Origin of the sequence: Phytohabitans houttuyneae (assembly GCF_011764425.1) — a bacterium.
GTDB classification, from domain to species: domain Bacteria; phylum Actinomycetota; class Actinomycetes; order Mycobacteriales; family Micromonosporaceae; genus Phytohabitans; species Phytohabitans houttuyneae.
The window spans coordinates 5,065,763-5,085,096 of sequence record NZ_BLPF01000001.1 but is presented as its reverse complement, the minus strand read 5'-3'; the positions used below and the strand labels follow the sequence as shown (position 1 = coordinate 5,085,096).

Genomic DNA, 19,334 nt, shown 5'->3' with positions numbered 1-19,334 from the left:
ATCTAGTGGCAAGACCCGCCGAATGACGGCGACCGATCCGGCGCGAGGGAGCGCTCTACCCCCATAAACACGGTCAGGCGCGGTCCGCGCGATCTGTCGGATCTTGGACAGTCTCGGCAGGATCGGCCGGCGGGGTTTCCGCCTCCTGCCCCGGAAAGCGACCCGGGAGGCGGCGCAGCCGCGCGTTCATATTCCGGATCAGGAGCACTGTCGCAATCGCCAGCAGCACGATGATGAACAGCCCATCGGCCCGGCCAGGCCGCCGGAGCGGGTGTCGCCGAAGTTGTTCTCCGCGAGCACCTGAGCAGCCGTCAGCATCACCCCACCGTACGCCTGTCCGGTCATCCGGCGGCGCGCACCCCCGCGAAGAGATCGGTCTCCGGCACCGAGGTCTCCACATGCGACGTAACGAGCTCGTAATCCTCGGTCGGCCAGATCCGCTGCTGGACCGCGAGCGGCGCCCGGAACCACGGCCCGTCGGGGTCGACCTGCGTGGCGTGTGCCCGCAGCGCGTCGTCACGCACCGGGAAGAAGTCGGCGCACTCGACCCGCGTCGTGATCCGGTGGCCCTTGTCGGTGCCGTCGTCCGACCAGTTGTCGAGCATCTCCTGGTACGGCGAGTCGAGCCCGGCCGCGACCATCCCCTCGTGCAGCGCCTGGAACTTCGCCCGGGTGAACGTGTGGTGGTAGTAGAGCTTGCTCGGCTGCCACGCCTCGCCCATCTCGGGAAACTGCTCGGGGTCGCCGGCCGCCTCGAACGCCACCACGCTGATCTTGTGGCACATGATGTGGTCGGGGTGCGGGTAGCCGCCCTCCTCGTCGTACGTCAAGACGACGTGCGGGCGGAACTCGCGCATGAGCCGCACGAGCGGGCCGGCCGCGGACTGCGGGTCTTCCAGCCCGAAGCATCCGTCGGGCAGCGGCGGCAGCGGGTCACCCTCGGGCAGGCCGGAGTCGACGAAGCCGAGCCACGCCTGGTCGACGCCGAGAATCGCCCGGGCAGTGGCCATCTCGCCCCGCCGGATCTCCGCGATGTTTTCCCAGACGTCGGGGCGGTCCATCTTCGGGTTGAGCACGCTGCCGCGCTCGCCGCCGGTACAGGTCACGACCAGGACCTGCACGCCCTCTGACGCATACTTCGCCATCGTGGCGGCGCCCTTGCTGGACTCGTCGTCGGGATGGGCGTGCACCGCCATCAGGCGCAGCTGCTCTGCCACTGGGACTCCCCGGGTACCTGCCGGACCCCCGCGGAGCCCCGGCTGCGAAGATGGTCGTCAAACACGGACTCAGCCATTCTGGCCGATGCCCCTGACACGACCCGCAGGAGACCACACCCGGTGACCGAGACGCACGCCACAGCGGGCACCGGCGCGCCGGTTTTCCCGCCCGGGCGGTACGGCCGCCGCCGGGAGCCGCGGCGCCGCCGTCCCTGGCTCGTCGCGCTGCTGCTCGTGGTGGTGGTCGCCGTCGGCGCCGCGCTCTCCGTGCGCCTTTACCGGCAGTACGGAGACCCCGCGTACGACGCGCAGGTGCTCCGCTACACCGACGTCACCGACTCGCAGGTGCTCGTGGAGTTCCGGGTGACCGTGCCCGACGGCGGCGCGGCGATCTGCGTCGTCCGGGCCCGCTCCCGAGACGGCGCGGAGGTCGGCAAGGCCGAGGTGCGGGTGGACGCCCCGCCCGGCGTGACCCATCCGGTGACCAGATATTTGCTGGCCACGAGCGCTCGCCCGATAAATGGGGAAGTGGTCCGCTGCCGCGCGGCGTAACAATAGAGCTCGCGTGACAACAGAACACAGCGCAACGGCGCGCGGTTCGATCGGGCAAAACTTGGTTAATTCTGAGTGTGCTCCACGCTGGTAAGTTGGTAGTTCTACCTTGTTCGCCCATTAGCCCTACGAAGGAGATCGTCTGTGTCCAGCACCGACCGCGAGGCGCCTGCCACCTGGCTGTCTCAGGACGCGTACGACCGCCTGCAGGCCGAGCTCAACGAGCTGATCGCGGCCCGTCCGGCGATGGCTGCCGAGATCAATGCTCGGCGGGAAGAGGGCGACCTGCGCGAAAACGGGGGCTATCACGCCGCCCGTGAAGAGCAGGGCAAAGCCGAGATGCGTATCCGCCAGCTCAAAGAGCTGCTGCGCACCGCACAGGTCGGTGATGCGCCCAAGGCCGACAAGGTTGCGCCAGGCACCGTTGTCACGATCCACTTCGACGACGACACCGATGACACCGAGACGTTCCTTCTCGGTTCGCGCGAGATCTCCGCGACCACCGACCTGACCGTTTACAGTCCCGAGTCCGCGCTCGGCCAGGCGATCCTGGGCGCCGGCACCGGCCAGACGGTCACGTACACGGCGCCCAGCGGGGCGGACATCAAGGTCACGGTGGTCAAGTTCGAGCCGTACGGCGGCTAGTCCCCCGTAGTCACGTCACCGGAAAACGCACGGTGTAGCCCCGCGCCCGCAGCGCGCCGATCAGCTTGTCGGAATGCTCCGGGCCGCGGGTCTCCACGGACATCGCGATCTCCACTTCGCCCAGCCGCAGCCGCGGGTTGTGGCGCGTGTGCAGGACATCCACCACGTTGGCCCGCTGCTCGGCGATCTGGGTCAGCAGCGTGGCGAGCTCGCCGGGCTGGTCGCCGCAGCGCACGGTGAAGCGCAGGAAGCGGCCGGCCGCGGCGAGTCCGTGCTCGATCAGCCGCAGGAGCAGCAGCGGGTCGATGTTGCCGCCGGAGAGCACCGCGACGATCGGCGGCTCGGCCTTGACCGCCCCTGACATCAGCGCCGCCACGCCCACCGCGCCGGCCGGCTCCACGACCTGCTTGCCCCGCTCCAGCAGCATCAGCAGCGCGCGAGAGATGTCCTCCTCGGTCACCGTCACCACGTCGTCGACGAGCTTGCTGACGTGCGCGAACGTGATGTCGCCCGGACAACCCACCGCGATGCCGTCGGCGATCGTCGACAGGTGCGGCAGCCGCACCGGTACGCCGGCCTCCAGCGAGGGTGGGTACGCGGCGGCGCCCGCCGCCTGCACGCCGATGACGCGCAGGTCCGGCCGCAGCGCCTTGGCGGCCACTGCGATGCCGGACAGCAGCCCGCCGCCGCCCAGCCCGGTCACGATCGTCCCGACGTCCGGGCACTGCTCCAGGATCTCCAGGGCCACCGTGCCCTGGCCGGCGATGACGTCCACGTGGTCGAACGGGTGGATCAGCACCGCGCCGGTCCGCTCGGCAAACTCCCGCGCCGCGACCAGCGCGTCGTCCACTGTGCTGCCGGCGAACTCGATGTGCGCCCCGTACCCCTTGGTCGCCGCGACCTTCGGGATCGGCGCGCCCACCGGCATGAAGACGGTCGACTTGGCGCCGAGCAGCCCGGCGGCGAGCGCCACGCCCTGCGCGTGGTTGCCCGCGCTCGCCGCGACCACCCCGCGCGCCCGCTCCTCCTCGGAGAGGCGGGCGATCCGCACGTAGGCACCGCGCACCTTGTACGACCCGGCGCGCTGGAGGTTTTCGCACTTGAGCCACACCGGCCCGTCGAGCGCGGCGGACAGTGGGCGGGAGGGCTCCAGCGGCGTGACCCGTACGACGTCGCCGAGCAGCTCACGGGCCGCCTGCACGTCATCCAGCGTCAGAAGCTCTGTCACGCCTCGATCGTCGCACCACCCGCCGGCCGGTCCGCGCCGGGTCCACGCCTAGATCACGTCCAGTGCCGCGTCGCTCCGGTCCCTGGGCCAGGTGGGGGCGTGCCGCTGCCACGGCGCCGCGAGCTCGAACTGCCCCGCGACCGCCAGCAGCAACAGCTCCGAGCCCGGCGGACCGACGAGCTGCACGGCGACCGGCAACCCGTCCGGGCGCAGGCCGACGGGCACGACGACGGCGGGCAGGCCGGCGAGGTTCCACGGTGCGGCATATGGCGCGTACCGGATATTGGCCGTGATGTTCGCCCGCCAGGAGCGGCGCGACCAGCCCTCGGCCTTCAGCGGCGCGGCCGCCAGCGCGGGCGTGAGCATGAGATCGACACCGTGGTCCGTGAAGAAGTCGATCGAGCGCTCGCGCCACGCCGTGCGGTCCGCCTCCCGCACGTACCCCCGTCTCAATGCCCAGGCGCCCAGGCCGGCGTGCCGGCGGGTGCGCGGCTGCAGCGCGGACCGGTCGAGCCCGGCGGCCTCGACGTCCCGGCACGCCGCGGCAAACCAGGTCGCGAGGCCGCGCATGCCCAGCGACGGCGGGTACACCGGCTCGGCGGCGACCGCGTCGTGCCCGGCGGCGACCAGCAGCCTGGAGGCCGTCGCGACCGCGTCCCGGTTGGGCGCGTCGAGGCGCACCCCCATGACCGGCGAACGGAGCGAGACCGCGACCTTGAGCCGCTGCGGCTCGACGAGCTTGTCCGGCCGCCGCCCGGCGAGCACCGCCAGCCCGACGGCCGCGTCGGCGACCGTGGTGGCGAGGATGCCGTGCTCGGCCATGCCGTACCAGTCGTCGGCGCCGATGCCCGACGGCACCACGCCCCGCCCCGGCTTGATCCCGACCAGGCCGCAGCAGGCCGCGGGGATGCGGATGGAGCCGAGACCGTCGTTGGCGTGCGCGAAGGGCACCAGGCCCGCGGACACCGCGGCCGCCGCGCCACCCGAAGAGCCTCCGGGGGTACGGTCGGTGCGCCACGGGTTGCGGGTGGTGCCCGTCTCGTCGTCGGTGGTCCCCCACAGCCCCAGCTCCGGCATGCGGGTAACCCCGATCACCACCGCGCCGGCGCCGCGCAGCCGGCGCACGACCTCGTGGTCCTCCTCGGCGACCGGGCCACGGGCAGCCGCCGACCCGTTCCAGGTGGGCAGGCCGGCCACGGCGGTGTTTTCCTTCACCGCGACCGGCACGCCGGCCAGCGGCAGGTTGGCCAGGTCTTCCTGCTCGTCGACCTTCTCCGCCTCGACGATCGCCTCGCCGCCGCGCACCACCCGGAACGCGGTGAGGACCGGATCGCCGGTCGCGATCTGGTCGAGATGGTCGGCGACGACCTGTGTCGCTGTGGCGTCACCGCGGCGCACGGCCCGTGCGATCTGCTTGGCCGTCGCACCGACCCACGTCTGTTGCACAGCCCCTCCCCTGGGTGCGCAGAACGGTGAACTCAGCCGAGCGCCTGCTCCAGATCGGCGAGCAGATCGTCGGCCGTCTCGATGCCGACAGACAGTCGCACGAGATCGGCGGGTACTTCAAGCGGCGAGCCGGCAGCGCTCAGGTGTGTCATCCGGCCGGGGTGCTCGATCAGCGACTCGACCCCGCCGAGCGACTCGGCGAGCACGAAGAGGCGGGCGCGGTTGCAGATCTCCACGGCGTGCCCCTCACCGCCGGCGGCGGAGAACGACACCATCCCGCCGAACCGGCGCATCTGCTTCGCCGCGACCTCGTGGCCGGCGTGCTCGGGCAGGCCGGGGTAGTACACCCGCTTGACCTTGGGGTGTCCGTGCAGGTACGCGGCGATCCGCTCGGCGTTGTCGCAGTGCCGGTCCATGCGTACGCCCAGCGTGCGCACCCCGCGCAGGGTCAGCCACGCGTCGAACGGCCCGTTGACCGCGCCCATGGCGTTCTGGTTGTACGCGAGCTCGTCACCGAGCCCCGGGTCGGCGACGATCAGCGCGCCACCGACCACGTCCGAGTGACCCCCGACGTACTTGGTCGTCGAGTGGACCACCACGTCGGCGCCGAGCCCGATCGGCTGCTGCAGGTACGGCGAGGCGAACGTGTTGTCGACGACCAGCCGCGCGCCGTGCTCGCGGGCCAGGCCGGCCAGGGCGGCGATGTCGGCGATGTTGAGCAGCGGGTTGGTGGGCGTCTCCACCCAGATGACCTTGGTGCGGTCGGTGACCGCCGCGCGCACCGCGTCGACGTCGGAGATCCGGGCCGCCGTCCAGCGCAGGCCCCACTGCTCGGCGACCTTGGCGAAGAGGCGGTACGTGCCGCCGTACGCGTCGTCGGGAATGACCACGTGGTCGCCGGGCCGGCACACGGTGCGCAGGAGCGTGTCCTCAGCCGCCAGGCCGGACGCGAACGCCAGGCCCCGCCGGCCGCCCTCCAGAGCCGCCAGGCACTCCTGTAGGGCGTCGCGGGTGGGGTTGCCCGAGCGGGCGTACTCGTACCCCTGGCGAGGTGACCCGACCGCGTCCTGCGCGTAGGTGCTGGTCTGGAAGATCGGCGGAATCACCGCGCCCGTCCGCTCGTCCGGTTCTTGGCCGGCGTGGATGGCGAGCGTCTCAAACCCGTACGTCATTGTGCCGAGGCTAGTCCCTGAGCGACTCTCCCCGCCCGGGACGCGCTCAGTCGGCCAGCACCACTCCCGTGGCCGCCGCGATGCCCTCCAGGTATCCCCGGGCACGCTCGGCCTTCGGATACCGCCCCACAAGCTCCCAGAACCGGGCATTGTGGCTGGGAACGACCAGGTGGGCCAGCTCGTGCAGCACCACGTAGTCGATCACCCAGTCGGGCATCTCCTGGATGCGGTGGGAGATACGGATCGTGCGGTCGGCCGGCGTGCAGGAGCCCCACCGGCCGCTCTGGTTGGTCACCCAGCGCACACTCGCCGGGACCGCGACCCGCGTGTACTCACCCAGGTAGCGCCCGATCAGCCGCTGGGCCCGCATCAGGAGCTCGTCGTCGGAGCGGCTCAGGCGCTCCTCGCGGGCGGCCAGGCGGGCGAGCATCTTGTCGACCCACTCGGTCTCCTCGGCCCGCGAGAACTGGTCCGGGATGAGCACGACCACGCGCTCTCCGTCGCGGTACGCGGACACCGTGCGACGCCGGCGCTGGCTGCGCCGTACTTCGACGACCGGCTTGCGCGCCCCAGCCATTAGCCGACCGCGCAGCCCCGCGGAACGTTCACGATGGCACGCTAATCCGTACCAGCCAGGTTGCCGCAAGAGCCAAGCATGAGGTAGGCGCCGGAAAGATTCCCCGTACAGCTCATTTGTCCGGAAAATTTCTTCAGAGTACGGCACCCCGCCGGCAAGGTCATTACCGTAGGTGATCTTTTTCGAGGGAGGCGCTGAGTCACTCTGCACCGGTTCCTCCGGCGTGTCCCGGCGAAACTGACTTATCCGGTAGATTCCGGCATGCACACTCACGTCGTCGGCTTCCTCACAATGTCGACGCGTCGTTGACATGGAACCGCCCAGACCTGGGTAGGGTCCGGCGGGACCAGCGACTACATCGTGGTCGCGGGAGTTGGGTCCAGAGCCGGCGTCTTCGGCGCAGGCTTGGGGGGCGTGCCGGAGCTCGAACCCGGCAGAAGAGTACGAGGAGGGGCACTGTGGCCACTAAGACACAGACCTACAACGGCTATTGCGTGAAGTGCAAGGAGAAGCGCGACTTCGAAGGCACCGTCGAGGTGTCCAAGACCGGTATGAACATGGCGAAGGGCAAGTGCCCCGTCTGTGGCACGACCGTCAACCGGATCCTGGGCAAGGCCAAGTAAAGATCAAACCAACGCGACACTGCGGAGCGGGGCGGCCTGACGGCCGCCCCGCTCCGCATCTGGTGACCACCAGCTATGCCACGCCGTCGTGACACGAACACGAAAAGTCATGTCGGCGGACTGACATCAGCCGGCCAGAAACTGTGGATAACTCGCTCGGGCCTGTGGATAACCCAGTGCATGGCGATTTCGGCCTGTGGACAACGAACGACGGCCGGCGAAGATACGGTGACACGCTGTCATGCCATGACCTCCCTGCCGCGCCCGACGCTCCTGCCCGGTCTTCACCGCTTGTGGCGAGACAGGCACACCCTGCAGCTCGGCCTCGACCCGGCTCGCGCGGTCGTCCTGGAGGTCGCCAACCCGAGCGCCGCGCGCCTGCTGGACCTGATCGACGGCACTCGCCCGGAAAGGGCGATTCTGGAGCACGCCGACCGGATCGGGGTGAGCCGGGACGACGCCCGCCTGCTGCTCGACACCCTGCGCGCGGCGGGCCTCGTCGTCGGCGGGCAGAGCCTGCTGCCGAGCAGCCTCCCCGAGCCGGTGCGCCGCCGCCTCGCCGCCGAAGCGGCCGCGCTGGCGCTGCGCGGCACCGACGCGCCGGGCACGCCGGCCCAGATCCTGCGCCGCCGTGCCGCCGCCCGCGTCGTGGTGACCGGCAGGAGCCGCCTGGCGGCCCCGCTCGCGGTCGCGCTCGCCCAGTCCGGGGTCGGGCACGTACACCCCGATCTGGCCGGCGTGGTGGACCCGCTGGACGCCGTCGGCGGCCCGCTGCTCCCGGCCGACGTGCGACGCGAGCGCACCGAGGCCGTGGCCGAGGCGATCACCCGGGCCGCGCCGGGCACCGAGACCCGGCCGATCCAGCGCGGCCGTGCCACGTTGGTGGTACAGGCGGGCACCGACCGCCCGGCGGCCCTCCTGGCGGCCAGCTACGGCCAGCGGCGCCTCGCCCACCTGTCGGTGGGGGTGCGCGACGCCGTGGCCGTTGTCGGCCCGCTCGTCCTGCCTGGCGGGGCACCCTGCCTCAACTGCCTGGAGCTGCACAGGCGCGACCGCGACCCGGCCTGGCCCGCCCTCGCCGCCCAGCTCGCCAGCGAGGCCCGCCCCGAGCCGTGCAGCGCCCCCACGCTGCTGGCCGCCGCGGCGTACGCGGCCGGGGAGGCCCTGCTCTACCTCGACGGCGAGCAGCCCGAAACGGTCGGCGCGGCGATCGAGATCAGCGCACCCGGCCGGACCCGCCGGCGCGCCTGGCCGCCCCACCCGTCGTGCGGCTGCGCCCGCCGCGGCCGCCAGCGAGCATTCACATCCGTCACTTCGTCGCAGCGTCGGTCACAATGATCCGGTGACCGATATTCCGCGCCGAGCCGTCACCCGCACCGCCAGGCTCGCCGCGCTCCCCCTGGGCTTCGCCGGCCGCACCGTCCTCGGCTTCGGAAAACGCGTCACCGGACTGGCCTCAGAAGTGATCTCCCCGGAGATCCAGCAGCGCACCGCCGAGCAGCTCTTCAGCGTGTTGGGGCAGCTCAAGGGCGGTGCCATGAAGCTCGGACAGGCGCTGTCGGTCTTCGAGGCAGCGCTGCCGGCCGACCTCGCCGGCCCGTACCGTGAGGCCCTCACCAAGCTCCAGGAGGCGGCCCCGCCGCTGCCGGCGGCGAGCGTCCACAAGGTGCTGGCCGCCCAGCTCGGCGAAGACTGGCGCGAGCTGTTCACCGAGTTCGACGACAAGCCGGCGGCGGCCGCGAGCATCGGCCAGGTGCACCGGGCGGTGTGGAAGGACGGCGGGCGCGAGGTAGCGGTCAAGGTCCAGTACCCGGGCGCCGGCGAGGCGTTGATCGCGGACCTCAGGCAGCTGTCACGGCTGGCCGGCATGTTCCGGATCATCCAGCCGGGCATCGACGTCAAGCCGCTGCTCGTCGAGCTCCGCGCCCGGGTCACCGAGGAGCTCGACTATGAGCTGGAGGCCGCGGCACAGCAGGCGTTCGCCGAGGCGTACGCCGGCGACGAGGAGATCTTCGTGCCACCGGTGGTCGCCCGCGCGCCGCGCGTGCTGGTCACCGAGTGGGTCGAGGGCACGCCGCTCTCAAAGATCATCAGCGAGGGCACGCAGGAGCAGCGCGACAACGCCGGGCGCCTCATGGCGACGCTGCACTTCTCCGCACCCGAGCGCGCCGGCATGCTGCACGCCGACCCGCACCCGGGCAACTTCCGCATCCTGCCCGACGGCCGCCTCGGCGTGATCGACTTCGGCGCGGTCGCCCGCCTTCCGGATGGCCACCCCGAGCCCATCGGCCGCCTGGTCCGCCTGGCCCTCGCCGACGACGCCGACGCGGTGCTGGAGGGCCTGCGCGACGAGGGCTTCGTCAAGCCCGACGACGACATCGACGCCCGGGCGGTGCTCGACTTCCTGCTGCCGATGCTGGCCCGCTGGTGGAGGACGAGTTCCAGTTCACCCGGGCCTGGCTGCGCGCCGAAGCCACCCGGCTGGGCAGCCCGAAGAGCCCGGCGTACCAGCTGAGCCGCCACCTCAACCTGCCACCGTCCTATTTGCTGATCCACCGCGTGACACTCGGCTCGATCGGCGTGCTGTGCCAGTTGGAGGCGAAGGCACCGTACCGGTCCATCGTGGAGACCTGGCTCCCCGGCTTCGCCCCGCGGAGTAAGGACCGCGCCGACCAAGGATGCGAGCTACCGCGACGTCCGTCGTGGTGCGGACCGTTGCGCGGGGCCCCGGGGAAACGTGGAGCGCAGCGGAGCGTTTTCTTGGGGTGCGTTCCCGCGGCCTCACCCTCCGCGGTGGGCAAGCGTCGGGACCGGTGCCTCGCTGCCCGGGCGTGGGCGGGCGCGCTCGACCCCGGCGGTGGGTGAGGCCGCGCGGCCCGCCGGCGAAAGGCACGCCGGCCGGACGCGGGATTTGGCCGCCCCACAGGCGGCGCCGCAAGAGATCCGGACACGCCGCTGAGCCCTGTTTCGAAGATCCTTGCCGGGCCGCGCCCGGCCCAGACGACACCCGGCTCGCCTTTGAAACGGCCGCTAGGGGCCCGGCAGTGCCGGGCCCCTGCGGCCTTGGTAGCGGTCTTAGAGAAGGCCCATCTCACGGGCCGCCTGACGGCGGGCCTGCATTGCGATGTGACGGGCGGATCGGGCTGCCTCAGAGCTCGTGGTTGTGCCGGCCTGAGGCCGGCGCATTCGGGCCCTGGACAACGCTTCATGGATTAGGTGATGCATCGCGGTAGCTCCATCTCGGGAAGTCGTGCGTACGTTGATCGGGTTCATGTCAGGCCGCCAGCCGGACGGCGTTGCGCGACTCGGCGAGCCCGTTGGCCGCCATCCGCGCCTCTACTTCGACCCGCAGTGCGGCGTCACGAGCGACGTCCTCCTTGCGCGGACGGCCACGGGGCCGCTTGCGCGGGACAACCGCGCCACGCTCGAAGATCTCGCCGCCCCAGACACCCCAGGGCTCGGCACGCTCGACCGCACCGGCCAGGCACTCGACGCGGAGCGGGCAGTCCCCGCACAGCGACTTGGCCAGTTCCAGCTCGGTCGGAGAGTCCGCGAACCACAGGTCGGGGTCGAACTTCCGGCAAGGCAGGTTCGCCTCCATGTCGACGCGCTCGTCGACCGGGGCCAACGCCAGACTCATCGCCCGGTCACCTCTCTCTCGCTCGTTGCTTGTCTCTGCTTGTGGCGAACAGCGCCTGTGCTTGTGGCGAAATGACAGAGGCCGCGGATCCCGGTTACGGGTTCCGCGGCCTCGAGGTGAGCCGGAGGTCTGTTGTCAGACCGGCCTTCCTCGAGGTGGAACACCGCGAACGTCCTGCCGCTTCTTGGCAGAAACGTCCTTAACCGTGAGCCCACTGGTCCCGCCGCCGCCGTTGATCCACGCCTCGGTCCGGACCAGGGAATCGACCTGGGTCTGGACCTGGTGCACCTGCGTCAGCTGCGGCACGTCGGCAGCGGCCAGCCCAGCGGGCAGGGCAGCAACCGACATCGGAGCGAAGGCAGCAGGCAGCGCCGACGGTCGCGTGATCGGGTAAGAGATCTTCACCGGGGCCACCTCCTGTCTCTCTCGTCGTCAGATCTGGTCTCGGTGCTTCTCGCCCACCGCGGCGAGCAGCATGGACACTGCGCGCGCGAGGTGTGCCATGAGGCTATGCCTGCCCCCGGGCGACCGCAAACGGTTTTACGGCTACTTGACGGAACTTTTTTCCGGAGGCTCCTCCGGTACAAGATCATCGACGCTCGAGCCTCTCACCAGGGCGAGCACCGCCTCGCCGTAGAGGCTCAGCTTTCGCGGCCCGATGCCGGCGATGGCGACGAGGTCTTCCGGACCGGTCGGCTGCCGCTCGGCGAGCGCGACGAGCGTGGCGTCGGTGAAAACCACGTACGCCGGCACCTTCTGCGCACCGGCGACGCGGGTCCGCCACTCGGTCAGCCGGGCGTACAGATCCTCGTCCAGTGTGGACGGACAGGCGGCGCACCGGCCCAGCTTGCGATCGGCGCCCGCGAGCAGCGTCGCGCCGCACACCCGGCAGGAGAGCACCTGCGCGCGGCGCCGCTCGGGCCGCCGGCTCAGTCCCGCGACGCCGCCGCGCTCGCCGCCGCCCGCTCGAACTGCGGCAGGAACCTGCACGGCCGCCGCGGCCGGCCGCCCGGGGCGCGGGACTGCGCGTACGACAGCCAGAGCCACTGCCGCGCCCGCGTCACGCCGACGTAGAGCAGCCGCCGCTCCTCCTCCACCGCCTCGGGCGTCTTCGCGTAGGTGGTCGGCAGGGTGCCGTCGGAGAGCCCGACCAGGAAGACGGCGTCCCACTCAAGGCCCTTGGCCGAGTGCAGTGAGGCGAGCGTCACACCTTCGACGGTCGGCACGTGCTGCTGGGCGGCCCGCCGCTGCAGCTCCTCCACGAAGTCGGCGAGCGAGGGCTGCCGCTCGACCGTCGCCGCGTCACCCAGCGGCAGCAGGGCGGTCGTACCCGCGTACTCCTCGGCAAGCGTGACAAGCGCGGCGAGCGCCTCCCATCGCTCGCGCGTGGCCCCACCGGGCGGGGGTTGGTCGCGCTGCCACCCGGTGGCCGCGAGCGCCTCCACGACGGCGGGCACGAGTGGCTCTCCCGCGGGCGTGGAGCGGGTCGCCGCGCGGAGCGCGAGCACGGCCTGGCGCACCTCCACCCGCTCGAAGAAGCGCTCGGCGCCCTGCACCACGTACGGCACCTCGGCCTCGGCGAGCGCCTCCTCGTACGCCTCCGACTGCGCGTTGGTGCGGAACAGCACGGCGATCTCGCGCGCCGGGGTGCCCGCGGCGATCAGCTGCCGGCAGCGCGCGGCCACGCCCGCGGCCTCCGCCGGCTCGTCCGGGAAGATCCGCAGGTCGGGCTCGGGACCCGGCGGGCGCTGTCCCTCGAGCTCCAGCCGCAGCCGCGCCTCGGCGCCCCGAGCCTGGCGGATGACCGCGTTGGCGAGGCCGACAACCTGCGGGGTGGAGCGGTAGTCGCGGACCAGGCGCACGACGACCGCGTCGCGGCGCAGGCGGGGAAAGTCGATCAGGTACCCGGAGGTGGCTCCGGTGAACGAGTAGATCGTCTGGCTGGCGTCGCCGACCACGGTGAGGTCGTCCCGCCCGCCGAGCCAGGCGTCGAGCAGGCGCTGCTGGAGCGGGTTGACGTCCTGGTACTCGTCGACGACGAAGTGCCGGTACTGCGCGCGCACCTGCTCGGCGACGTCGGGGTGCTCCTCGATCCCCCACACCGCCGCGCGCAGCAGGTCTTCGAAGTCAATCACGCCGCTGGCGCGCTTGACCTGCTCGTACGCGGCGAAGACCTCGGCGACCTTGGCCGGCTCGTACGGCGCCTCGCGGTTTGCCTTGGCCGCGGCCACCGGGTACTCCACCGGCTCGACGAGGGACGACTTGGCCCACTCGATCTCACTGGCGAGGTCGCGCGCGGCGGTGCGGTCGGCGCGCACGCCGGCCCGCGATGCGGCGAGCGTCACCAGCCGCGCCTTGCTCTCCAGCAGCTCAGGCATCGCCCGGCCGTCGAGCAGGCGCGGCGCGAAGTACCGCATCAGGCGCAGCGCCGCCGCGTGGAAGGTGCGCGCCTGCACCCCGACCGCGCCCAGCGCCGCGAGCCGCGCCCGCATCTCCGCCGCCGCCCGCGCCGTGAACGTGACGGCGAGCACGTGCCGCCCGGTGATCTCACCGGTCAGCGTGCGGTACGCGATCCGGTGCGTGATGGCGCGGGTCTTGCCGGTGCCCGCGCCGGCGAGGATGCACACCGGACCGGCCGGCGCGGTCACGGCGGTGCGCTGCTCCGGGTCGAGCCCCGCCAGCACCCGCTCGGGGCTGCCCCCGCTCGCCGGAGGCCCCGGGTAGGCGGCGAGGTCCGCCCTCGGAGCGGACCTTGCCGACCCCGCGGCCGCTGGCGTGTTTCCCCCACGGCTAGGAATCATGGCACCCGCCACCGACGTTGGCCGGTTGTGGAGCGCCCATGGCGCGCCAGCCCCCCGATGCGACCCCCTCGCAGCGCGCGAACCCCCGTACGAAAGGACCGACATATGCTCACGATGTACTCGACGAACTGGTGCGGCTACTGCCACCGCCTCAAGTCCCAGCTCGATCGGGAAAGCATCGGATATGAGGTCGTCGACATCGAGCGGGATCCGGCCGCCGCGCAGTACGTGATGAGCGTGAACGGCGGTAACCAGACCGTTCCGACGGTCCGCTTTCCCGACGGATCGGCGATGACAAATCCTTCGATCATCGAGGTGAAAGACCGCCTCGCCGCACTCTCGGGCTGACCAAACCTTTTGCGGAACACGCCCACGGTCGAGAACATGATCGGGTCACAATCGGTTCATACTGTGTCGTCCCGAATGACCGAGGGAGGGTTTGGGTGCCTCCTGCGCCGAGTCCGATGGTGCGACGTCGGCGGCTGGGGCCGAGCTACGCCGTCTGCGCGAGGCTGCCGGCCTGACCGGTGACCAGGTGATCGCGCGGGTCGGCTGGGCCTCGGCCTCAAAGCTCTCCCGGCTGGAAAACGGCCGCAGCCGCCCGGACCTCAGCGACGTTCTCGACCTGCTCGACCTCTACGAGGTCGCCGGAAACACCCGCGACGAGCTGATCGGCATCACGCGGGACGCCGGAAACACGCGCGGCTGGCTGCGCTCGTACCCGGTGATGACCCAACGCCAGCGCAGCTACGCCGAGCTGGAGGCAGGCTGCGCCGAGATCTTCGAGTACGGCCCGGTGATCCTGCCGGGCCTGCTCCAGACGCCCGGTTACACGCGGGTGCGCCTGCTCTCCTCGCGCGAGGTGATCGCGCCTGAGGACGCCGAAGACCCGGAGACGGAGATCGCCGCCCGGGTGGCCCGGCAGTCCACACTCACCCGGGCGGCCGAGCCGCCGCGGTACGAGGCCGTGCTCGAAGAGGCCGCACTCGGCCCTCGCGGTGGCCCCGCGCAGGTCATGGCCGCCCAGTTGCGCCACTTGGCCCGCTTGGCCGAGCTGCCCAACGTGACGCTGTGGGTGCTCCCGTCGTCGGCCAAGGTCGCCGACTGGTACCTGACGGAGACCGCCTTCTCCATCTACCGCTTCGGCGACCCCGACGACCCCGACGCCGTCGCGGTCGAGTCGCTCGCGGCCGATCTCATCCTCACCGAAGAGGACATGCTCGCCCGGTACGGGCGGGTCTTCGACTGGCTCCGGCAGGCCGCGCGCCCGCCAGCCGAATCGCTCACGTGGATCACCGAGGCCGCCGCCGCCCTCGGCCCGCCAACCGACGACGCGGACACGTCGCCGGTACCACTGACGCCCCCGGTTCAGCGTCGGCGCCGCACACAGCAGCGCCCCCCGCAGCGGACGAACGCGCCGCCCGACCGATAGGAGTCGCGTCATGAGTGCAGGTCCACGAATCAACTGGCGGACGAGTTCGCGCAGCCAGAACACCAACTGCGTGGAGGTCGGTGAGATGGAGACCACGATCGCCATGCGGGACAGCAAAGATCGGGAAGGGCCGGTCCTGATCTTCGCCCGGCAGCGATGGATCGACTTCGTTGCCAGCGCGAAAGCGGGCGAGTTCGATTTGAACTGAGAATCTCTTGCCCCATCATCCGAATTCCGCGAACATAGTGTGGAACTTCCACGCATGGATTTGCACCCTGATGGGCACCAAGCCAGGACGGCCGTCGTAACCGGCTCCGGCTCCCCCGCCGCGAACCTTGCCTTGTCGGGCACGACGGATTCGGTCTCGGTCCGTGACCGTCGCGGCAACGGCGGTCACGGGCCGAGGTGGCTTTCTGGTTAGGCAGATGCCTCGGTCAGCCAGCGATTGACCAGGTAGAGCGCGATTGACGAGGCCGGCGGCAGGCCGACCCGCGCACCGTCGCCCGCATCCACCGTCTCACCGGCCAGCACGGCCGCGATCTCGGCGCGGGTAAACCAGCGCGCGTGTGCGATCTCGGCAGGATCGACCCGCACCGGCTGGTCCGGGTCGCCCACGGCGGTGAAGCCGAGCATCAGCGAGCCGGGAAACGGCCAGGCCTGGCTGCCCTGGTAGTCGATTGTCCGGACCTCGATGCCGACCTCCTCGGCGACCTCCCGGATCACCGCGGCCTCGGCGGACTCGCCCGGCTCGACGTATCCGGCGAGGCAGGAGAAGCGCCGCACGTGGCGGCCGCTGCCCCAAGCGGCGTTGTTGCCCAGCAGGCACCGGCCCGAGGGGCCGGGGACGCCGTCGTGCACCAGCACGATCATCGCGGGATCGGTGCGTGGCCACGCCTGCGCGCCCGACTCGTCCACGCGCGTCCAGCCACCTTCGGCCGCCGCCGTCGGCAGCCCGGTGGTGGAGGAGTACGGATGCCCCGCGTGCCACTGCGCCAGCGCGGCAGCCGCCGTGAAGAGCCCCGCGTCCCGGTCGCTGAGCAGGTGGCCGACCTCGCGGAGGTTGAGCGCGCGGGCGCCGGTCTGCTCGGGCAGCGGCGCGTCGACCGCGAAGACCGGCGTGCCGTCCGGCTCGACCCCGAGGAACAACCGCTGGTCCACCTCGACCTCGGGCGCTTCCTTGGCGTCCAGCAGCACCAGGGCGCCGTCCTCGTCGATCAGCGCGCGGCCGCCGGTCACGGTGTCCACCACGAGAACCCGCGCGCGGGACCATGCCGCCGCGAGCCACTCCGGGTCACGGCGGTGGTGAGCCGCGCGGTCCAGAGTGGAGCGTGCCAGCGGCGGCAGGGTCACGCTCTCTCGACCGCCGTCAGGGCGCGCAGCGGCCCCTCGACCCGCTCGGCGTCCCCGAGCACGATCGTCGCCATGTTGGCCGGCGCTAGGTACTTGGCGCCGGCGGCGGCCACCTCGTCCAGCGTCGCGGCGGCCAGCTTCGCGGCGTACTGGGGCAGGTAGTCAAGGCGCAGCCCAAAGCCGGCGTACGTGCTGGCCAGCGTCGCCAGCCCGGCCTGCGTCGACATGCCGAGCTGGAGGGTGCCCAGCGCGTACTGGCGGGCCTGCTCCAGCTCCTCCGCCTTCGGCGGGAGCGTGGCGAGGCGGCCCAGCTCGTAGATCGTCTCCAGCAGCGCCGGTCCGGTCACCTCGGTCGCCACTTCGGCCGCGGCTACGAACGAGGAACCGGCCACGTTGTGCTCGATCACCGAGTGCGGGCCGTACGTGTACCCCTTGTCCTCGCGGATGTTTTCCGTCCAGCGGGACGAGAAGTAGCCGCCGAAGAGCAGGTTGACCAGCTGGAGCGCGGCGTGGTCGGCGTGGGTGCGCTCGACCGCCGGCAGCGCCACGCGCATCGAGGACTGCACCGAGCCCGGCCGGTCGACGAGCGTCAGCGGCCCCGGCTCGATCGCCGGCGTACGGGGCAGCTCCACGTGCTTGCCCCCGCCGTTCCACGTGCCGAGCACCCGCTCGGCCGTGTCCAGCGCCCGCTCCGGGGTGATGTCGCCGACCAGCACCAGCGTGGCGCCGGCCGGGTGCAGCCGCTCGGCGTGCAGCGCGCGCAGCTGGGCCGGGCGCACCGCCTGCACCTGCGACACCTCGGGGGTCTGCACCGCGTACGGGTGCTTGCCGTACATCCGGGTGAGCAGCGCGACCCGGGCGAGGTGCGCCGGCTGGCGCTGTGCCACCTGAATCCGGTCGGCGAGCCGGTCCCGCTCGGTGGCGACCTCGTCGGACGGGTACGCCGCGCCGCCGAGCACGTCGCCGAGCAGCTCAAGGATCCGGTCAAGCCCTGTGACCAGGCCGTTGCCGGAGACCATCAGCCGGTCCGGGTCGACGCCGGCGCTCAGCCCGCCGCCGACCTTCTGCAGCTCGGCAGCGATCTCCACAGTGGACATGTCGGCGGTGCCGGAGAAGAGCGTCTGTGACAGCACGGCCGCCCGGGCCAGGTTAGCGCGGGCGAACGGCACCCGCAGCCGCACCTCGACAAGCGGTACCGCCGGCCGGCGGATCGCGATGACCGTGAGGCCGTTGTGGAGCGTGCGCTCGGCTTCCTTCGGCAGCTTCAGCTTCCGGGTGGGGCCGAGGTCGGGCAGTGCCTTCACTGGTTTCCTCCCGCGACGACCTCGATCGTGGCCCGGCGCTGCGGCACCAGCGCCGCCGCGGCCTTCCGGATCTGCTCCTCGGTCACCTCGCCGACCAGGCGGGGCAGGTCGTTGAGCAGCTCGGGAGTGCCGCGCTGCTGCTCCAGCACGGCCATGCGCAGCGCCCTCCCCAGCGCCGCGTCGGTGTCGCGCAGCAGGTGGGTGGCCATCCGCGCCTGGGTGCGCGCCAGCTCGCTCTCGGCCAGCCCTTCGGTGGCCAGCCGGTCAAGCTCCTCGTCGACAGTGCGCAGCACCTTGTCGACGTCGCCGCCGGGCGGCAGGTGGGCCTGCAGCAGGAGGGCGGTGGGATCGCGGACCTCCCACGGCTCGCCCATGAAGCCCATGTAGCCGGCGACGCTCGTCACGATGCGGTCGCGCAGCACGAGCCGCTCGACGAGTCGCGAGGCCTCGCCGTCGGTGAGCACCTCGGCCAGCACCACGTACGGCAGGTAGGCGGCGTAGTCATTGATCGGGTCGGGCACCCGCCAAGCGGCCGCCACGGCGGGGAGCGGTGCCAGCGGGTCGGTGTACGACTCGCGCCGCTCGGACGTCAGGTCGGGCTCGGCGAAGGTCGGCCGCTCCGGCGCCGGTCGGGCCGGCACATCGCCGAAGTGCCGCTCGACCATCTCCATGGTCTCGGCGAGGTCCAGGTCGCCGGCGACCGCGAGGACCGCGTTGCCGCTGGCGTAGTAGCGCTTGAAGAACTCGGCGGCGTCGGCCACCGTCGCGCTCTCCAGGTCGTCGAAAGACCCGTACCCATCGTGGGCGTTGGGGAACGTGTCGAACATGACCGGGGGCAGCTTCAGCCACGGAAAGCCGCCGTACGGCTGGCTGAGCACGTTTACCCGGATCTCCTCCTTGACCACGTCGACCTGGTTGCGGAGGTTTTCCTCGGTGAGCCGCGGACCGCGCATGCGGTCGGCTTCGAGGAAAAGGGCCCGCTCCAGCGCATTGGCCGGGAGGGTCTCGTAATAGTCGGTGTAGTCCAGGTGGGTCGAGCCGTTGAACGTGCCGCCCGAGCCCTGGACGTGCCGGAAGTGCGCGAGTTTTTCCAGGTTTTCCGAGCCCTGGAACATGAGGTGCTCGAAGAGGTGGGCAAAACCCGTGCGCCCTTCGGGCTCGGAGCGGATGCCCACGTCATACACCACCGCGACGCCGATCACCGGTGCGCTGCGGTCCGGCGCCAGCACCACCCTCAGACCGTTGTCGAGCGTGCGCCGCTCCACGGGGTACTTCGTCGCTGGGATTTTGGGTCTGCGCGCCACACGGCGACACTAGCGCGTCACCGGGCGGGGCGGTCGGGAAGCC

The 19,334-nt window shown here is 71.6% G+C and carries 17 protein-coding genes and 3 pseudogenes; 8 read left to right on the top strand and 12 right to left on the bottom strand.

The window, feature by feature from the left end:
• Window positions 1–73: 73 nt before the first annotated feature.
• Window positions 74–318 (bottom strand): annotated as a pseudogene (locus Phou_RS23535) (hypothetical protein).
• A 23-nt stretch (window positions 319–341) separates the two neighbouring features.
• Complete coding sequence (gene mca, locus Phou_RS23530; protein ID WP_173057975.1) at window positions 342–1,217, bottom strand: mycothiol conjugate amidase Mca; 876 nt, start codon at window positions 1,215–1,217, stop codon at window positions 342–344.
• Window positions 1,218–1,337: 120 nt separating this feature from the next.
• Between mca and Phou_RS23525 the strand changes: the two genes are divergently transcribed.
• Window positions 1,338–1,769 (top strand): DUF4307 domain-containing protein, encoded by a 432-nt coding sequence (locus tag Phou_RS23525; protein ID WP_173057974.1) that lies wholly within the window; start codon window positions 1,338–1,340, stop codon window positions 1,767–1,769.
• A 144-nt stretch (window positions 1,770–1,913) separates the two neighbouring features.
• On the top strand, window positions 1,914–2,414 hold the full coding sequence (gene greA / locus Phou_RS23520) for a transcription elongation factor GreA (protein ID WP_173057973.1): 501 nt from the start codon (window positions 1,914–1,916) through the stop codon (window positions 2,412–2,414).
• A 10-nt stretch (window positions 2,415–2,424) separates the two neighbouring features.
• Here greA and ilvA read toward each other — a convergent pair whose 3' ends face one another.
• From ilvA to Phou_RS23500, 4 genes are read right to left on the bottom strand one after another with little or no spacing between them, the layout of a single operon-like run.
• Window positions 2,425–3,642: a threonine ammonia-lyase gene (gene ilvA, locus Phou_RS23515; RefSeq protein WP_173057972.1), complete on the bottom strand. Its 1,218-nt coding sequence runs from the start codon at window positions 3,640–3,642 to the stop codon at window positions 2,425–2,427.
• 48 nt (window positions 3,643–3,690) lie between these two features.
• The gene (locus Phou_RS23510; RefSeq protein ID WP_173057971.1) at window positions 3,691–5,088 is read right to left on the bottom strand and encodes an amidase; all 1,398 of its coding nucleotides are present in this window, start codon (window positions 5,086–5,088) and stop codon (window positions 3,691–3,693) included.
• Between the two features lie 32 nt (window positions 5,089–5,120).
• A complete protein-coding gene (locus Phou_RS23505) occupies window positions 5,121–6,260 on the bottom strand; it encodes a cystathionine gamma-synthase (protein WP_173057970.1) in 1,140 nt (379 codons plus the stop codon).
• Window positions 6,261–6,306: 46 nt separating this feature from the next.
• Window positions 6,307–6,837 (bottom strand): M48 metallopeptidase family protein, encoded by a 531-nt coding sequence (locus tag Phou_RS23500; protein ID WP_173057969.1) that lies wholly within the window; start codon window positions 6,835–6,837, stop codon window positions 6,307–6,309.
• Window positions 6,838–7,295: 458 nt separating this feature from the next.
• On the opposite strand from Phou_RS23500, the gene Phou_RS23495 reads away from it, so the two are divergent.
• The 3 genes and pseudogenes from Phou_RS23495 to Phou_RS23485 all read left to right on the top strand — a co-directional run.
• Window positions 7,296–7,460: a DUF5679 domain-containing protein gene (locus Phou_RS23495; protein ID WP_173057968.1), complete on the top strand. Its 165-nt coding sequence runs from the start codon at window positions 7,296–7,298 to the stop codon at window positions 7,458–7,460.
• Between the two features lie 246 nt (window positions 7,461–7,706).
• Window positions 7,707–8,798 (top strand): TOMM precursor leader peptide-binding protein, encoded by a 1,092-nt coding sequence (locus tag Phou_RS23490; RefSeq protein WP_173057967.1) that lies wholly within the window; start codon window positions 7,707–7,709, stop codon window positions 8,796–8,798.
• 4 nt (window positions 8,799–8,802) lie between these two features.
• Window positions 8,803–10,112, top strand: a pseudogene (locus Phou_RS23485) (ABC1 kinase family protein); the annotation flags it as partial.
• 622 nt (window positions 10,113–10,734) lie between these two features.
• Here the strand turns inward: Phou_RS23485 and Phou_RS23480 are convergent.
• The 3 genes and pseudogenes from Phou_RS23480 to Phou_RS23470 form a co-directional block, all read right to left on the bottom strand.
• Window positions 10,735–11,100 carry a WhiB family transcriptional regulator gene (locus Phou_RS23480; protein ID WP_173057966.1) on the bottom strand — a complete coding sequence of 122 codons (366 nt, stop codon included), beginning with the start codon at window positions 11,098–11,100 and terminating at the stop codon, window positions 10,735–10,737.
• Between the two features lie 135 nt (window positions 11,101–11,235).
• Window positions 11,236–11,505, bottom strand: coding sequence for a hypothetical protein (locus tag Phou_RS23475; protein ID WP_173057965.1), 270 nt, complete (start codon window positions 11,503–11,505; stop codon window positions 11,236–11,238).
• Between the two features lie 141 nt (window positions 11,506–11,646).
• Window positions 11,647–13,784 (bottom strand): annotated as a pseudogene (locus Phou_RS23470) (ATP-dependent DNA helicase UvrD2).
• Window positions 13,785–14,006: 222 nt separating this feature from the next.
• Here Phou_RS23470 and Phou_RS23465 point away from each other — a divergent pair.
• From Phou_RS23465 to Phou_RS23455, 3 genes are all read left to right on the top strand, one after another.
• Entirely contained in the window at window positions 14,007–14,249 is a 243-nt protein-coding gene (locus Phou_RS23465) for a mycoredoxin (protein ID WP_173057964.1), read from the top strand.
• A 187-nt stretch (window positions 14,250–14,436) separates the two neighbouring features.
• Complete coding sequence (locus Phou_RS23460) at window positions 14,437–15,333, top strand: DUF5753 domain-containing protein (protein WP_246273703.1); 897 nt, start codon at window positions 14,437–14,439, stop codon at window positions 15,331–15,333.
• 10 nt (window positions 15,334–15,343) lie between these two features.
• Window positions 15,344–15,541 (top strand): DUF397 domain-containing protein, encoded by a 198-nt coding sequence (locus tag Phou_RS23455; protein WP_173057962.1) that lies wholly within the window; start codon window positions 15,344–15,346, stop codon window positions 15,539–15,541.
• A 209-nt stretch (window positions 15,542–15,750) separates the two neighbouring features.
• Here Phou_RS23455 and nudC read toward each other — a convergent pair whose 3' ends face one another.
• From nudC to Phou_RS23440, 3 genes are read right to left on the bottom strand one after another with little or no spacing between them, the layout of a single operon-like run.
• Window positions 15,751–16,683, bottom strand: coding sequence for an NAD(+) diphosphatase (gene nudC / locus Phou_RS23450; RefSeq protein WP_173057961.1), 933 nt, complete (start codon window positions 16,681–16,683; stop codon window positions 15,751–15,753).
• The gene (locus Phou_RS23445; RefSeq protein ID WP_173057960.1) at window positions 16,680–17,987 is read right to left on the bottom strand and encodes a M16 family metallopeptidase; all 1,308 of its coding nucleotides are present in this window, start codon (window positions 17,985–17,987) and stop codon (window positions 16,680–16,682) included. The genes nudC and Phou_RS23445 overlap by 4 nt, the downstream gene beginning before the upstream one ends.
• On the bottom strand, window positions 17,984–19,291 hold the full coding sequence (locus Phou_RS23440) for a M16 family metallopeptidase (protein WP_173057959.1): 1,308 nt from the start codon (window positions 19,289–19,291) through the stop codon (window positions 17,984–17,986). Before Phou_RS23440 ends, Phou_RS23445 begins: the two co-directional genes overlap by 4 nt.
• Window positions 19,292–19,334 lie beyond the last annotated feature (43 nt).

Bases quoted from the DNA above. Each gene is read 5' to 3' on its own strand.
- Phou_RS23455 (WP_173057962.1), top strand. From the start codon at position 15,344: ATGAGTGCAGGTCCACGAATCAACTGGCGGACGAGTTCGCGCAGCCAG.
- Phou_RS23500 (WP_173057969.1), bottom strand. From the start codon at position 6,837: ATGGCTGGGGCGCGCAAGCCGGTCGTCGAAGTACGGCGCAGCCAGCGC.
- Phou_RS23480 (WP_173057966.1), bottom strand. From the start codon at position 11,100: ATGAGTCTGGCGTTGGCCCCGGTCGACGAGCGCGTCGACATGGAGGCG.
- Phou_RS23465 (WP_173057964.1), top strand. From the start codon at position 14,007: ATGCTCACGATGTACTCGACGAACTGGTGCGGCTACTGCCACCGCCTC.
- Phou_RS23505 (WP_173057970.1), bottom strand. From the start codon at position 6,260: ATGACGTACGGGTTTGAGACGCTCGCCATCCACGCCGGCCAAGAACCG.
- Phou_RS23490 (WP_173057967.1), top strand. From the start codon at position 7,707: ATGACCTCCCTGCCGCGCCCGACGCTCCTGCCCGGTCTTCACCGCTTG.